Source organism: Microbispora sp. H10830 (assembly GCF_014161375.1).
In the GTDB taxonomy this organism is placed as follows: domain Bacteria; phylum Actinomycetota; class Actinomycetes; order Streptosporangiales; family Streptosporangiaceae; genus Microbispora; species Microbispora catharanthi.
Map to the genome: position 1 here is coordinate 199,313 of NZ_JABBWX010000012.1, position 15,267 is coordinate 214,579.

Annotated in this window: 11 protein-coding genes; 6 read left to right on the plus strand and 5 right to left on the minus strand. The window is 70.1% G+C overall.

All coding sequences use genetic code 11. The annotated features are described in order from the left end of the window. Positions 1–87: 87 nt before the first annotated feature. Both HHX35_RS28560 and HHX35_RS28565 read right to left on the minus strand, forming a co-directional pair. Entirely contained in the window at positions 88–2,586 is a 2,499-nt protein-coding gene (locus tag HHX35_RS28560) for a transglycosylase domain-containing protein (RefSeq protein WP_182901777.1), read from the minus strand. Between the two features lie 568 nt (positions 2,587–3,154). Next, complete coding sequence (locus HHX35_RS28565; RefSeq protein ID WP_182901778.1) at positions 3,155–3,538, minus strand: DUF5318 family protein; 384 nt, start codon at positions 3,536–3,538, stop codon at positions 3,155–3,157. Between the two features lie 126 nt (positions 3,539–3,664). Between HHX35_RS28565 and HHX35_RS28570 the strand changes: the two genes are divergently transcribed. Next, complete coding sequence (locus HHX35_RS28570) at positions 3,665–4,303, plus strand: helix-turn-helix transcriptional regulator (RefSeq protein WP_182901779.1); 639 nt, start codon at positions 3,665–3,667, stop codon at positions 4,301–4,303. A 13-nt stretch (positions 4,304–4,316) separates the two neighbouring features. Then, the gene (locus HHX35_RS28575; protein WP_139575481.1) at positions 4,317–5,396 is read left to right on the plus strand and encodes an inositol-3-phosphate synthase; all 1,080 of its coding nucleotides are present in this window, start codon (positions 4,317–4,319) and stop codon (positions 5,394–5,396) included. 79 nt (positions 5,397–5,475) lie between these two features. Here HHX35_RS28575 and idi read toward each other — a convergent pair whose 3' ends face one another. After that, complete coding sequence (gene idi, locus HHX35_RS28580; RefSeq protein WP_182901780.1) at positions 5,476–6,075, minus strand: isopentenyl-diphosphate Delta-isomerase; 600 nt, start codon at positions 6,073–6,075, stop codon at positions 5,476–5,478. Between the two features lie 101 nt (positions 6,076–6,176). Between idi and HHX35_RS28585 the strand changes: the two genes are divergently transcribed. Next, positions 6,177–7,475 (plus strand): MFS transporter, encoded by a 1,299-nt coding sequence (locus tag HHX35_RS28585; protein WP_182901781.1) that lies wholly within the window; start codon positions 6,177–6,179, stop codon positions 7,473–7,475. A 15-nt stretch (positions 7,476–7,490) separates the two neighbouring features. Here the strand turns inward: HHX35_RS28585 and HHX35_RS28590 are convergent, their stop codons facing one another. Together HHX35_RS28590 and HHX35_RS28595 are read right to left on the minus strand one after the other, a co-directional pair. Then, positions 7,491–8,774 carry an adenosylmethionine--8-amino-7-oxononanoate transaminase gene (locus tag HHX35_RS28590; RefSeq protein ID WP_182901782.1) on the minus strand — a complete coding sequence of 428 codons (1,284 nt, stop codon included), beginning with the start codon at positions 8,772–8,774 and terminating at the stop codon, positions 7,491–7,493. After that, a complete protein-coding gene (locus HHX35_RS28595) occupies positions 8,775–10,211 on the minus strand; it encodes a CCA tRNA nucleotidyltransferase (protein WP_182901783.1) in 1,437 nt (478 codons plus the stop codon). A 142-nt stretch (positions 10,212–10,353) separates the two neighbouring features. Between HHX35_RS28595 and HHX35_RS28600 the strand changes: the two genes are divergently transcribed. From HHX35_RS28600 to murJ, 3 genes are all read left to right on the plus strand, one after another. After that, on the plus strand, positions 10,354–10,890 hold the full coding sequence (locus HHX35_RS28600; RefSeq protein ID WP_182901784.1) for an aminoacyl-tRNA deacylase: 537 nt from the start codon (positions 10,354–10,356) through the stop codon (positions 10,888–10,890). Between the two features lie 46 nt (positions 10,891–10,936). Further along, positions 10,937–13,168: a hypothetical protein gene (locus tag HHX35_RS28605; RefSeq protein ID WP_182901785.1), complete on the plus strand. Its 2,232-nt coding sequence runs from the start codon at positions 10,937–10,939 to the stop codon at positions 13,166–13,168. Between the two features lie 93 nt (positions 13,169–13,261). Next, complete coding sequence (murJ, locus tag HHX35_RS28610; RefSeq protein WP_182901786.1) at positions 13,262–14,860, plus strand: murein biosynthesis integral membrane protein MurJ; 1,599 nt, start codon at positions 13,262–13,264, stop codon at positions 14,858–14,860. The last annotated feature ends 407 nt before the right edge of the window (positions 14,861–15,267 follow it).

Genomic DNA, 15,267 nt, shown 5'->3' on the forward strand with positions numbered 1-15,267 from the left:
ATTCAACGCCTCGGCTTGGCGACTCCGCGCACCGAAAGGGCCCGCGGCGGGAGTCGCCGCGGGCCCTTCAGGACACCGGATCGCGGATCAGGCGCCGCTGCCGCCCTTGCCGTTGCCGGCCCCCGACGGCATGGCGGCCGGAGCTCCGGCGGGGTCCTGGTTGATGTTCAACGGGACGTCGCCGCCCCCGGGGCCGCCGTCCTGGCCGCCCTGGCCCGGGTCGTCGCCGAAGCCCCTGCCGTTTCCGCCGCCGTTGTCGCATCCCGGGCCGCCGTCGTAGCAGCCGCCGTCGTCGGGGAAGTCGGTCGGGAAGTCGGTCGGGAATCCGCCGTCGTCCGGTTCCGGACTGGGCGACGGCGTCGGGCTCGGCACGAGGTTCTCCGGGGTGCCCAGCCCGGCCTTCGGCGGGAACTGCTCGACGGGCTTGCCCGCGAGCGCCTCCGTCATGAACGTCCGCCAGATCGTGGTCGGCGGGCCGGCGCCCTCGAAGCCCAGCGACACCTCGCTCACGTGGGTGTACGGGTTGTTGGGGCCGTACTTCTTGCTCTCCTTGCCACCGGGAGTGACCGGGCAGTTGGAGTACAGCGGCTGGACGATCTTGCCGCCCTTGGTCACGCACTGCTCGCGGTACATGCCGACCGCGACCGACAACTGCGGGGTGAAGCCGACGAACCAGGCTTCCTTCTCGTTGTTGTTCGTGCCGGTCTTGCCCGCGGCCGGGCGGCCGATGCCCTTGCCCGCCGCCGTACCCGACTTGAGGACTTCCTCCATGGCCGCCACGGAGTCGGCCGCCGCCTCCGGCGTGATCACCTGCTTGACGTCGCGTCGCTCGGCGAAGACGACCTCCTTGTCCTTCCGGACCTCCTTGATCACGTGGTAATCGATGTGCTTGCCCTCGTTGGCGAAGATCGAGTATCCCGCGGCCTGCTCGACCGGGGTGACCCCCGCGCTGCCGATGGAGAACTGGTACTTGTGGTCCTCGACGTCCTTGTCGAGGCTCTCCTTGCTGAGCCCCGCCTCCTCGGCGATCTGCTTCACCGCGCTGAGCTGCCCGACCGTGCCGTTCGCCTCATCCAGCTTGTACGCCATCGAGGCGAACGCCGTGTTGATCGAGTGTGCGGTCGCGTAGATCGCGTTGATGGAGTTCGGGACCGAGTGACCGTTGGTGATGCCCTTCTCGAAGCCCGGAAGCTCCTTGGGCACGGTCTGGTTGCCGGGCAGGTAGCTGTTCAAGCTGTATCCGGCGTCCAGCCAGGCGGCCAGCACGTACGGCTTGAACGCCGAGGCGGCCTGCTTCCTGGACTGGAACGGCTCGTTCCAGGGATCCTTGAGATAGTCGTTGCCGCCGTAGAAGGCGACCACCCGCCCCGTCTTGGGGTCGACCGCGGCGAGGCCCGCGTGGAACTCCTTCGACATGCTGGAGGTGGTGGCGAGGACCGCCTTCTTGGCGGCCTGCATCAGCTTCTTGTCGAAGGTCGAGACGATCTTGTAGCCGCCGCTCCTGACCTGGTCGGCGGACAGGTGCATGCGCGACTCGAGCTCGTTCATGACCTGGGTGACCATGTAGCCCTTGAGGCCGCCGAGGTCGTTGCTGTTGCGCGCGGGGACGGTCTTGGGGAACTTGGCAGTGTTCGGCAGATTGCCGTACTTGGCGGGATCGAGCCGCGCCATGGCGTTGACGACGTCCTTGAACCGGCCCTGCAACCGCGGAGAGTCGGCGTCCAGGGCCGGCGTCTGGATGCGCGCGGCGAGATAGGCGCCCTGCTCCGGCGTGAGCTGTTCGACGTGCTTCTTGAAGTACGCCTGCGCGGCGGCCTCGATGCCCCAGGCCCGGCCGAAGGGCACGGTGTTGAGGTACTGCAGCAGGATCTGATCCTTGGGCATCTGCTTGTCGAGCTTGACCGCGACGAAGATCTCCTTGATCTTGCGCTTGATCGACACTTCCTGGCTGAGGCCGTCGTAGTAGTTGCGGGCCATCTGCTGGGTGATGGTCGACGCGCCCTGGAGCTGCTGACCGGTCGCGGTCATATAGACCGACCGCACCATGCCGGAAATCGAGATGCCGCTGTCCGACCAGAAGGTGTCGTTCTCGATCGCGATGACGGCGTCCTGGACGTGCTTCGGCACCTTGTTGATGTCGGTCAGGATGACGCGCGGAGTGCCCACCTTGGCGATCAGCGTCTTGCCGTCGTTGTAGTAGATGGCGCTGCCCTGGGCCACGGCCTCCGCCTGCGTCGCCGCAGGCAGCGGGGTGTTGGCGTAGGCCACCGCGATCATGCCGAAGGTGCCGGCGGCCAGCACGGTGAAGGCCGCCACGAGGATCTTCCAACTCGGGAGGAAGCGCTTCCAGCCCGTACGGCGGCGCGGCTTCTCGTCGTCCTCGTCGAAGTCGCGTGGATCCCGGGGGCCGCGCCCGCCGGGACCTTCCGGACCACCCGGGCCGCCGGGACCACCGGGGCCTCCGGGACCGCGGCCACCCCGGCCCGGGGACCTGCGGCGGCGGCCGCCGGCCTGGATCGCCTCGGTGCTCTGTCCCTCCGCGTCCCCGCGGGCGTCGCGGCGCGAACCGCCCGTCGGCATGCTCATCGCTTGGGTGCGCTCGTCCCCGCCGGGAACGCCGGGCCGGCCGGGAACGCCGGGAGCGCCTTGACCGGCCGGGCCACCGGAACCGGCGGCGTAGCGCGGGTCACGGCCCGCCGGCGGACGTCCGCCGCCCGCCGGTCCCCGGGATCCCTGCTGCGGTCCCTGTGCCGGTCCCTGTGCCGGTCGCTGCGACGGGCTCTGCGGCGCACCAGGGGGCGTATTCGGGGGCAGCGCGTTCATGGCCGCCGTGTCCTCGAAGGCGGCCGCCTCTCTGCGGCGCTGCTCGGGTCCTCCCTGCCGGGCGGCCCGGGGCGGCTGTGGGGCCGGCCCCCTGCCGGGCTGTCGCGGCGGAGCGGGCTCGCCATACTCGCCGTACTCGTCGGATTCCCGGTGCGAGCGACGGCGGCGCCCAGGGCGGGCTGATCCACCGGAGCCCGAGGCGTCCTCGGGACGGCCGGTCGGCTCCGGTCCGTAGCTGCTGTAAGTCACGCGTCCTCGTCAGGTGGTTCGGGGAATTTATCGACGTCGGCCGGCAGGCCGGCGGGCTGGCCTCCTGGAGGTGGAGGTCGCCCTACAGAGAAGGGCCCGGGGGATCGGCTGTTCCGAGGACGAACGACACCGCCAGGTGGTTCCAGGAACAACCTTGGCAGACCTCCACCACGTAGACCCGGAATTCGCGGTATTCACGGGCCATCGCGGTGAGCTCGGCCACTCCTTTTGCCTGGCCGGCCACTCGTCCTAGTTCATCCCCATATACGTATGTGACGTTGGTCACGTTCCTTCGTTCGCATATGGGGCATGTGCGACTCGTCGGCTCTCCGTGGAACCGAGCCGCGCGCAGCAGGTATGGGTGGGCGTCACACACGTCCCGCGCCCGCATGCGGCCGGAGCGGACGGACTGTACGGCCGCCCGCTTAGCGAGGCCGTAGTCCACGACCGACCGCTGTGACCACATACGGGCCAGATTACGACCCTTTGCCAAATCTTGCCCAACCGTTGACCCGTTGCCATATATGACACCCCGACGTATCCTGCGGATGTATCGAGTCGATACATCGGTCGGACACAGGGGGTGGTTCCAGTGACGGGCTCTCGTGGAGGTGTGCTGGAGCTCGCCGTCCTGGGATCGCTGCACGAAACGCCCTTGCACGGATACGAGCTGCGCAAACGGCTCAACACGCTGCTCGGCATGTTCCGTGCGTTCTCCTACGGCTCGCTGTATCCCTGCCTCAGGGGCCTGCTCAACGAGGGCCTCATCGCCGAGGAAGAGCCCCCCGCGGACACGGTTCTCGGCCGCAGATCGAAGATCGTCTACAAGATCACGGCGGAGGGTAAGGAGCGGTTGCAGGAGCTGCTCAGTCAGTCGGGCCCGTCCTCCTGGGAGGACGAAAGCTTCGGCATCCACTTCGCCTTCTTCCGCCACACGGAGGCGGAGGTGCGGCTCCGGATCCTGGAGGGCCGCCGCAGCCGCCTGGAAGAACGCCTCGACCGCGTCCGTGAGGCTCTCGCCCGTACGAGAGAGCGGCTGGACAGCTACACGCTTGAGCTCCAGCGCCACGGGCTGGAGTCGGTCGAGCGCGAGGTCCGCTGGCTGAACGAGCTGATCGACTCGGAACGGCGGAGCCGTTCGGCTCCCGGCGAGGGGGATCACCCCCCGGATCCCGCGCAAGCCGTACAGGAAGAGACCCAGAGGGCGGACACGCCCGAGGCAGATAGGTAAAGGAGCGAGTGCTATGGGTTCGGTGCGCGTAGCCATCGTCGGTGTGGGCAACTGCGCCTCATCGCTGGTGCAGGGCGTCCACTACTACAAGGACGCGGATCCGGGCACCCGTGTGCCGGGCCTCATGCACGTGCGGTTCGGCGACTACCACGTCGGTGACGTGGAGTTCGTCGCGGCATTCGACGTGGACGCCAAGAAGGTCGGCCGCGACCTGTCGGAGGCCATCGTCGCCTCCGAGAACAACACGATCAAGATCTGCGACGTGCCGCCGCTCGGCGTCACCGTGCAGCGCGGCCCGACCTTCGACGGGCTGGGCACGTACTACCGCGAGATCATCGAGGAGTCGGACGAGCAGCCGGTCGACGTCGTCCAGGCGCTGAAGGACGCCCGGGTCGACGTCCTGGTGTCCTACCTCCCGGTGGGCTCGGAGGAGGCCGACCGCTTCTACGCGCAGTGCGCGATCGACGCGAAGGTGGCCTTCGTCAACGCGCTGCCGGTCTTCATCGCCTCCGACCCCGAGTGGGCCGCGAAGTTCACCGAGGCCGGCGTCCCGATCGTGGGCGACGACATCAAGTCGCAGGTCGGCGCCACGATCACGCACCGGGTGCTGGCCAAGCTGTTCGAGGACCGCGGGGTCGAGCTGCTGCGCACCTACCAGCTCAACTTCGGCGGCAACATGGACTTCATGAACATGCTGGAGCGCACCCGCCTCCAGTCCAAGAAGATCTCCAAGACCCAGTCGGTCACGTCGCAGATCCCGCACGAGATGGCCAAGGCCGACGTCCACATCGGCCCGTCCGACCACGTGCCGTGGCTGGACGACCGCAAGTGGGCCTACGTCCGCCTCGAGGGCAGGTCGTTCGGCGACACCCCGCTCAACCTGGAGTACAAGCTCGAGGTCTGGGACTCGCCCAACTCGGCCGGCATCATCATCGACGCGGTCCGCGCGGCCAAGATCGCTCTCGACCGGGGCATCGGCGGCCCGCTGCTGTCGCCCTCGTCCTACTTCATGAAGTCGCCGCCGGAGCAGTACTCCGACGACGACGCCCGCGAGGCCGTCGCGAAGTTCATCCGCGGCGAGGTCGAGCGCTGACGTCCGCCGTCCATCGCGTGTCCCGCCCCGGCTCCGCTCGATCGGACCGGGGCGGTCCCATGTCCCGGCCCGGTATACCTCAGTTGTTCGAGGCGAGCGGGCGCGCGGCCGGCGGCAGGGCGGCGGCGTCGGCCACCGGCCAGGCCAGCGGGTCCGGCCCAAGCGCGACGAGCTGGGGCACCTGCTTCCGGGCCCAGGGCGAGATGTCCAGCTCCCCGCTCATCACCTCGGCCGCGAAGGACGTCCAGGGCTCCCACCGGACCTCGCCCACCTCCTCGGCGTTGGGCGCGGCCTCTTCGGTCACCACGGCCCGGTAGACCGGGCACAGCTCGTTCTCCACCGTGCCGTTGTCCATCACGGCCCGGTAGGAGAAGCCCGGCAGGATCAGGTCGACGGACTCGACGGCCAGGCCCAGCTCGAACCCGAGGCGGCGGATCACCGCCGACGACAGCGACTCGCCCGGCAGCGGGTGCCCGCAGCAGCTGTTGGTCCACGCGTCGGGCCAGGTCAGCTTCGAGCCCGCGCGCCGCGACAGCAGCACACGCCCCCGGTGGTCGAAGACGTAGCTGGAGAACGCCAGATGCAGTGGCGTGTCGGCGCCGTGGACGGTGGACTTGGGAGCGGTGCCGATCGAGTTGCCCTCGCCGTCGAGCAGCACGACATGTTCCTGTGAAGTCACTCTGCGAGAGTACGTGATCACCTTGATGCGAGGGAGACGTAGGGGGCTTTATCAGGGTTGATCCTGATGCTCGCACGTGATCGTCCGCGTAGGCTGTCGCCGTGTCCTACGTCTCCGATCTGCGAGTGGTCCTGCGGGGCCGAAACTTCCGGCGGCTTTTCGCCACGCGGCTCGTCTCGCAGTTCTCGGACGGGATCTTCCAGCTCGCCGTCGGCGGCTACGCGTTCTTCAGCCCGGAACGGCAGGCCAGCGCGACCGCCATCGCGGCGGGCCTCGCGGTGCTGCTCCTGCCCTACAGCGTCCTCGGACCCTTCGTCGGGGTGTTCATCGACCGGTGGTCGAGGCGGCAGATCCTCGTCATCGCGCCGGTCGTGCGAGGGGTGCTGCTGGTGCTGGCCGCCTGCCTCGTCGCGGCGGGAGCCTCCGACGCCGTCTTCTACGCGGCGGCGCTCGGCGTCCTCGCGGTCAACCGCTTCTTCCTGTCGGCACTCAGCGCGGCGCTGCCGCACGTCGTGCCGTCCGAGCACCTCATGATGGCCAACGCGGTCACGCCCACCTCGGGCACGGTGATGACGTTCGTCGGGGCGGGCGCCGGCGTCGCGCTCCGCGTGATCGCCGGATCGGACGACAAGGGCGTGGCCGTGCTGCTGGTCTGCTCCGGCCTCGTCTTCGGCCTGAGCGCGCTGATCGCGCGGACGATGGAGCGCTCCCTGCTCGGCCCCGCGTACGACCCGGACCGCCCGCAGGCCCGCGAGGCCGTACGGCACGTGCTCGCCGGGCTGGTGGACGGCGCGCGGCACATCGCGCACCGGCGCTCGGCCTCGGCGGCCCTCGGCGGCATCGCGACGCACCGCCTGATGTTCGGCATCTCGACGGCGGCCGTGGTGATGCTCTACCGCTACCACTTCACCACCGACGCCGACGACGCGCTGAAGGGCATCGCGCTCGTGCTGGGCGCCGTCGGCGTGGGGAGCTTCGCCGCGGTGGTGGTCACCCCGTGGGCCACCGAGCGGATCCGCATCGAGGTCTGGGTCCCGATGATGCTCGTGACCTGCGGAGTCCTGGAGTTCGCGCTGTGCGCGACGTTCCAGGAGTGGGCGTTCTTCGCCGCCGGGCTGGTGATCGGCGTCGCGGGACAGAGCGTGAAGATCTGCGCGGACACCGTCGTGCAGCGCGACGTCGAGGACGCCTATCTCGGCCGCGCCTTCTCCGTGTACGACATGCTCTTCAACGGCATGACGGTCCTCGGCGCGGTGCTGGCGGCGGCGCTGCTGCCGGCCGACGGCAAGTCCTATCTCGCGCTCGCCGTGATCGGCGTCGGCTACCTGCTCGGCGCGGTGGTGTACCGGCTGATCCTGCCCTCCGCCGTACGCAGGCCGCCGGTCCCCGCCGCCGACTGACGTCCGCCGGCTGAGTCAGAGGGCCGCCGTAGCGGCGACCATGGCACCGGTGATGCGGGCGACGTCCTCGGGCGTGCAGGCGTACGGCGGCATCGTGTAGATCAGACGGCCGAAGGGCCGCAACCACACGCCATGCTCCATCACGATGTCCTGAATTTTCGCGACATCGACGGGCTGGTCGGTCTCGATCACTCCGATCGCACCCAGCACCCGTACGTCCCGTACGCCGGGGGCGCCCGCGGCCGGGGCGAGGCCGTCGAGCAGGGCGGCCTCGATGCGCGCGACCTCCTCCCGCCAGGGCCGCTCGGCGAGCAGGTCGAGCGAGGCGCCGGCCACGGCGCAGGCGAGCGGGTTGCCCATGTAGGTCGGGCCGTGCATCAGCACGCCGATGCGGTCGGCCACCCTCGCGGTGCACAGCGTGGCGGCCAGCGTCATGTAACCGCCGGTGAGCGCCTTGCCCACGCACATGATGTCCGGCCTGATCCCGGCGTGGTCGCAGCCGAACATCTCCCCCGTACGGCCGAACCCGGTGGCGATCTCGTCGGCGATCAGCAGGACGCCGTGCTCGTCGGCCAGGTCGCGCAGCCGCCGCAGGTAGGCCGGGTGGAAGAACCGCATGCCGCCGGCGCCCTGCACGACGGGCTCCACGATGATCGCGGCGAGCCGGTCCGCGTGAGCCTCGACGGCCGCGGTCAGCTCCGCCAGATACGCCTCGTCGGGACCGGCCTGCGTCATCGAGACCGGGACCGGGGCCGGGACCGGGCGGCGGCCGTAGTCGTGCGGCGGCGTCGGCGCGAAGACGTGCCGCGGGAGCATCCCGGTGAACAGGTGGTGCATGCCGCTGACCGGGTCGCAGACCGACATCGCGGCGAACGTGTCGCCGTGGTAGCCGCCCCGCACGGTCAGCAGGGTCGAGCGCCCGCTGTACTGGACCGCCATCTTGATCGCGACCTCGACCGCCACCGAGCCCGAGTCGGCGAGGAAGACGCGGTCGAGCCCGGTCATCCCGGCCAGCCGGTGCGCGAGCCGTACGGCGGGCTCGTGGGTCAGGCCGCCGAACATGACGTGCGCCATGTCGTCGATCTGGTCGCGCGCGGCCTGGTTGAGCCGCGGGTGGTTGTGGCCGTGGATGGCCGCCCACCAGGAGGCCATGCCGTCGATCAGCTCACGGCCGTCGCCGAGCGTGATCCGCACACCGCCCGCCCGGCGGACGACGTGCACGGGCACCCCCGACGGCACGGCCGTGTACGGGTGCCAGACGTGCTCCCGGTCGAGCCGGAGGACCTCCCCGGCGTCCACCTACGCCAGGATCCCGTTGTCGTGAGCCCAGGCGAGCAGGGCCTGCCGCGCGGCGTCCTTGCCGATCATGCCCTGGTCCATGCGGATCTCCAGCATGTGCTTGTAGGCCCTGCCGACGACCGGCCCCGGTGGCACGCCGAGGATCTCCTGGATCTCGTTGCCGTCCAGCTCGGGCCGGATCTTGGCCAGCTCCTCCTCGTCGGCCAGCCGGGCGATGCGCTCCTCCAGCTGGTCGTAGGTGCGCGACAGGGCCTGCGCCTTGCGCTTGTTGCGGGTGGTGCAGTCGGCCCTGGTCAGCTTGTGCAGACGTTCGAGGAGGTGTCCCCCGTCGCGGACGTAGCGGCGCACGGCGCTGTCGGTCCACTCCCCCGTCCCGTAGCCGTGGAAGCGCAGATGCAGCTCCACGAGCTTGGACACGTCCGACACCACGTCCTTGGGGAACTTGAGCTCGGTGAGCCGCTTCTTGGCCATCTGCGCCCCGACGATCTCGTGGTGGTGGAACGAGACCCGGCCGCCGGGCTCGTTGCGCCGCGTCTTCGGCTTGCCGATGTCGTGCAGCAGGGCCGCCCACCGCAGCACCCGGTCGGGGCCGGCCGTCTCCAGCCCGATGGCCTGCTCGAGCACGATCAGCGTGTGCTCGTAGACGTCCTTGTGCCGGTGGTGCTCGTCGATCTCCAGCCGCAGCTTGGGCAGCTCGGGCAGGACGTGGGCGGCGAGCCCGGTCTCCACCAGCAGCGCCAGCCCGGCCCTCGGGTGCGCGCCGAGGATCAGCTTGTCGAGCTCTTCGCGGATGCGCTCGGCCGAGACGATCTCGATGCGGCCGGACATCGCGGTCATGGCCTCGACGACCTCGGGGGCCACGGTGAACCCGAGCTGGCCCGCGAACCTGGCCGCCCGCAACATCCGCAGCGGGTCGTCGTCGAACGACTGCTCGGGCCTGCCCGGCGTCCGCAGCGTCTTGGCGGCGAGATCCGGCAGCCCGCCGTACGGGTCGACGAACTCGTGGCCGGGCAGGCGGACGGCCATGGCGTTGACCGCGAAGTCGCGCCGGGCGAGGTCGCCGTCGAGCGAGTCGCCGTACATCACCTCGGGCTTGCGCGACGCGGGGTCGTACGACTCGCTGCGGTAGGTGGTGATCTCCAGCAACCAGCCGCCCTTGCGCACGCCGACCGTGCCGAAGTCGATCCCGATCGTCCAGACGGCGTCCGCCCAGTCCTTGACGATCTCCAGCACCCGCTCGGGGCGGGCGTCCGTGGTCAGGTCGATGTCCTTGCTCGCCCGGCCGAGGAGGACGTCGCGGACGGAACCGCCGACCAGGGCCAGCTCGTGCCCCCGGGCCGAGAACAGCTCACCGAGCTCGTCGGCGACAGGGGCGATCCGGCGGAACAGTTCGTTCACGGCGCGCTGCTGGCTGTCGCTCAGATTTGAAACGGACAAGGCTGGGTAGGTCCTTCGGTCACGGAACAGAAACTCTCCCCCGATGGCCCAGGTGGTCAGGTGTCACCCAGGGGAGACACGCCTAGCGATCACCAGGCCACGGACGGTTCGGGGGCGCTGGACGACGCAAGGAGCACACGAGATGAAAGACGCTCTCGCGATTCACCGCTGGCTCCTCGCCCACCAGATCCACCATGAGATCGTACGTCTTCCGCGCCCGTTGACATGCTCGGACGAGCTTCCCGAGGTGCTGGGGGTCACTCCCGAGACGTGCCTGTGCGTGTCGCTGTTCGAGGTGTCGGCGCGCGGGCGGACACACGAGGTGGCCGTGGTGAGCGCGGTGAACTCCTGTCCCGTGCCGGCGGCGGTGGGCGCCGTCCTGCGCGCCCACAGGGTAACCCCCGCGTCCGCCTTCACCGTGAACTCCGCGACCGATTACGCGCACGGCCTGGTCTGCCCGCTGCTGCTGCCCGACGATCTGACCGTCCTGGTGGACCAGCGCCTGATGGAGCGCATCGATCCCGACGAGGTCGTCCACACCGCGACCGGCGAGCGCCGCACCGCGTTGCGAGTGCGTGCCATCCACCTGTTCGACCTGGTGGCGGCCAAGCCCGTCGATCTGACCACCACCCACAGGAGGGGTCTCGCGAGCCTCGTGAGTCCTATGCGGACCGCGTAGCCAATAGCATTCTGGACGTGCGCCGTACCTCACCGCCGGCCGGCACATGATCCGTAAGGCCGCGCTGCTGACATTGCTGACCGCCCTGCTCGCCTCCCCCGCGGGCATGGCCGGTTCGGCTGCCGCAGCGCCTCCTCCGGGTCGTGTCGCGGCCGCGGCTCCGGCCGATCCGCTCCTCGTCAGCGAGATCACGCCGGAGGTCGTGCGCGTCGCCACCGCCCCCATCACGGTCTCGGGGACCGTCTCCGGCACGGCGGGGGCATCCGTCCGGGTCGCGGTCCGTTACTCCCGGGACAGGCCGTTCGCCTCCCGCGCCGAGATGGCGGCCTACCTGTCGGAGCAGGGGTACGCCACCACCAACTGGAACACCAGGGTCCAGGCCACGGCGCTCGACCAGTCGGGAAAGCTGCCCTTCCGGTTCACCGTGACCCCCGGGGAGCTGGGCATGCCCCGGCCCGGGGTCTATCCCTTCGAGATCGAGGTGACCGACGCCGCGACCGGGCAGCGGCTCGGGATCGAGCGGACCTTCCTGACGTACGCCCCCAAGGGCGAGCAGATCCCCAAGGTCAAGCTGGCCGTCGCGCTGCCGATCGTGGACCGGCCCCACCGCGCCGACGACGCGACGTTCATGGACGACGACCTGTCCGCCTCGCTCACCTCCGGTCGCCTGGCGTCGCTGCTCCAGACGGCACAGGACACCGGCGACGGGGTGACCTGGTTCGTGGACCCCGCCCTGCTGGACGACGTCCGCGTCCTGTCCTCCGGCACCAGGAGCGTGCGCGGCACGCGCAAGAACGCCGACCCGGCCGCGGGCCAGTGGCTGAACGGCCTGCGCAGCGCGCTGACGGACAAGACCGTCGTCGCCACGGCGTACGCCGACCCGGACGTGGCCGCGCTGGTCCACCACGGCCTCGACAAGCAGGCCGCGGCGTCCATCCAGCGCGGGGCGACGCTCGCGACCGAACTGCTCGGCCGGGAGATCCACGGCACCACCGCGTGGCCGGCCGGCGGCAAGATCGACCGCGACGCGGTGGACGAACTGGCGATGTCGGGCGTGACGTCCGTGCTGTTGTCGGGAGACGCGCTGCCGCCGGCCGCGGGGCAGGACGCGACGCAGAACGGGCAGGTCGTTCCCCCGTCCACGCAGACCACTCCCGACGCGGCGGCCAGGCTCGACACCATCGCGGACAAACCGCTCACCGCGCTGCTGGCCGACCCCACGCTCAGCGAGGTCCTCGGCGGGAACGTGTCCGGCCCCGGCGCCGCGATGATCGCGCGGCAGCGGTTCCTCGCCGAGACCGCGATGATCGCCTTCGAGCAGCAGACCCAGCAGAACGGCCAGTTCGGACAGACGGGCCGGACCGGACAGGGCACGCCGGCGAAGACGGCCTCGCGCACGGTGATCGCGGCCCCCGAGTCGCACCTGTGGACCCCCGACCCGGCGTTCGTCTCCAGCCTCCTGCAGGCCGCCTCCAGCGCTCCCTGGCTGCGCATGACCTCGCTCGACTCGATCAAGCCCGGCAGGGCCAGAGTGCCGCGCGCCGACCTCACGTACTCCGAGCACGACCGCCAGGCCGAACTGAGCCGCTCCTACCTCGCGACCGTACGCAAGCTGGAGCGCAAGGCCGACGCCGTGGCCACCGTCACCGAGGAGCACACGGACGTCTTCCACACGGCCATACTCCGGCTCGCCTCCGCCTCCTGGCGAGGCGACGGCAAGCGGGCGCTGTCCTTCGCCGGGCAGGTGCAGAAGGCGATCGACGAGCGCATCGACGACGTGTCCGTGCTCGACACCCCGCGCGCGGTCGCGGGAAGCAACGGCCAGGTCCCGGTCAGCGTGGCCAACAACCTGGACAAGGACATCGAGATCAAGATCCGGGTCACCTCGGGCAACAAGGCCCGGCTGGCCATCGACTGGGACACGGGCGTCTACACGACCCCCACCACCAAGATCCTCGCGGGGCGCAGCCAGCTCGTGAACGTGCCGGTGATCGTACGCAACGAGGGCGGCGACGCGAGCATCTTGGTGCAGCTGCTGACCGACGGTGACGAGAAGTACGGCAGCGCGGTGCGCGTCGTGGTGCGCGCGACGGGCTACACCGGGATCGCCCTCGTCATCGTGGGGGCGGCCGTGGTCATCATGCTGGCCGCCGTGGTGATGCGCATCCTGCGCCGCAGGTCGCGCAAGGCGTTCCCGTTCGACGGGCCGAACGACGGGGAGGGCCCGCCCGGCGACCGGCAGGGAGCCGTCCCGGCCGAGCGCACCCAGTCGCCTTAGTCTGGGTCGCCGTAGTCTGGACCACCCTGAAGTCTGGGACCACTGGAGGAAGGCGGCCACCCGATTCTGGCCGCCGTGAACCGAAGGACAACCATGAGCAGGATGCTGCGGGCCAGCGCGATCATGGCGGCCGGGACGATGGTCTCGCGGCTCACCGGCTTCGTCCGCACGGCGATGCTCGCCGCGGCCATCGGCACCGTCGCCCTCGGTGACGCCTACAACGCGGCCTACCAGATCCCCTACATCCTGCTCGACCTGCTGCTCCAGGGCGTCCTCAGCGCCGTGGTCGTGCCGGTGATCGTGCGGGCGCAGAAACGGGACCCCGACGGAGGCCAGGCGTTCGAGCAGCGGCTGATGACGCTGGCCGTGGTGGTCCTGACGGCCGTCGCGGTGATCGGCGTGCTGCTGGCCCGGCCGATCATGGAGCTCTACACCGCCTCGAACTGGTCCGACGACAAGGTGGCGGTGGCCACCACACTGGCCAGGTTTCTGCTCCCGCAGATCGCGTTCTTCGGGATCGGATCACTGGCCGGGGCGATCCTGAACACACGGGACAGGTTCGCCGCACCCATGTGGGCGCCGGTGCTCAACAACATCGTGGTCATGGGGGTCCTGGCCGCCTACTACGCCGTCGGGACGTCCGACATCGCCAAGGTGAGCGAGCGCGACCTCATGCTGCTCGGGCTCGGCACCACCGCCGGCATCGTGGCCCAGGCGCTGGTCCTGATCGTCGCGCTGCACCGGGTCGGGTTCCGGTTCCGCCCGCGGTTCGGGGTGCGCAACACCGGACTCGGGGAGGCGGCCAGGACCGCCGTGTGGACGTTCGCCTTCGTCGGCATCAACCAGATCGGTTTCTGGGTCACCACCAAGCTCGCCACCGGCGCGGGCGACCGGGCGCCGGGCGCCGGCAACAGCGCGTGGGCGTACGCGTTCCAGCTCTTCCAGCTCCCGTACGGGATCATAGCGGTGTCGGTGATCACGGCGATGCTGCCCAGGATGAGCAGACTCGTGGCGGACGGGGACTTCGCCACGGCCCGCGGGGAGTTCTCCTCCGGGGTGCGGCTGGTCTCCTCCGTCATCGTCCCGGCGGGGCTGCTGCTGATGGTGCTCGGCCCGGCGGTCACCACGCTGATCTTCTCGTGGGGCCACATGACGACGGCCAACGCGATCTACATCGGCCATGTCCTGCAGGTGTTCGGCGTCGCACTCGTACCGTTCTCGATCTTCCAGCTCCTGCTGCGGATCTTCTACAGCTTCGGCGACACCCGCACTCCCGCGATCATGGCCGCGGTGAACGTGGTCATCAACGCGTCGCTCAGCCTGATCGCCTACTTCACGCTCCCCGACCGGTACATCGTCGTCGGACTGGCGTTCGCCTACCTGATCACGTACGTCGCGCTGACCGGGGTCGCGTGGGTGCTGGCGAGCCGGAAGATCGGCGGGCTCGGCGGCCGGGAGATCACCGCCGGCCTGGGCCGGATGTACGCGGCGGCGATCCCCGCCGCCGCGCTGGCGCTGGCGGTCCTGTGGCTGGCCAGGGAGGTCACCTCGATCACCCCGGTCACCTCGGCCGTGGTGCTCGTGGTGGGCGGCGGCGCCGGGCTGCTGTTGTACATGCTGGCCGCGCACCGGCTGCGGGTGCCCGAGGTCCGTTCCATCATTGGACTTGTCGCAAGCCGGGTAGGACGGTAAGAGTCCTCAAGAACGACCGGCAACTGGAAGGTAACCCGAAAGTCCGATTCGGACGTCTTCGATCGGGAAGGCGGGCACAAGCGGCACGGCACTAGCATGGTGCGCCAGGGAGTGTTGAGACACACCCAGGGAACGTCCCGCAGAACTTGCCCTACCGATGGATTCGGCCGGGCGGGCGACCGCGAGGCGGAGGAGGACCTGCGGCGGCGGCGCCGTGCGGGCCTGTTCCGGCCCCGCGGATGCTCGTCTCCGGGGTCTCGCCGACCCGGCGGTGCTCCGCTCGGCGACCACGGCAGGCAGGAGGTCTTAGGGGCGGGATCTGGAGTTTCGGACCGGCGAGCGGAAGCGGGAAGGCGTGGGCGGAACCACCCGGCATCGGCTGATGCATGCCGACGGGCCGCGGAGCG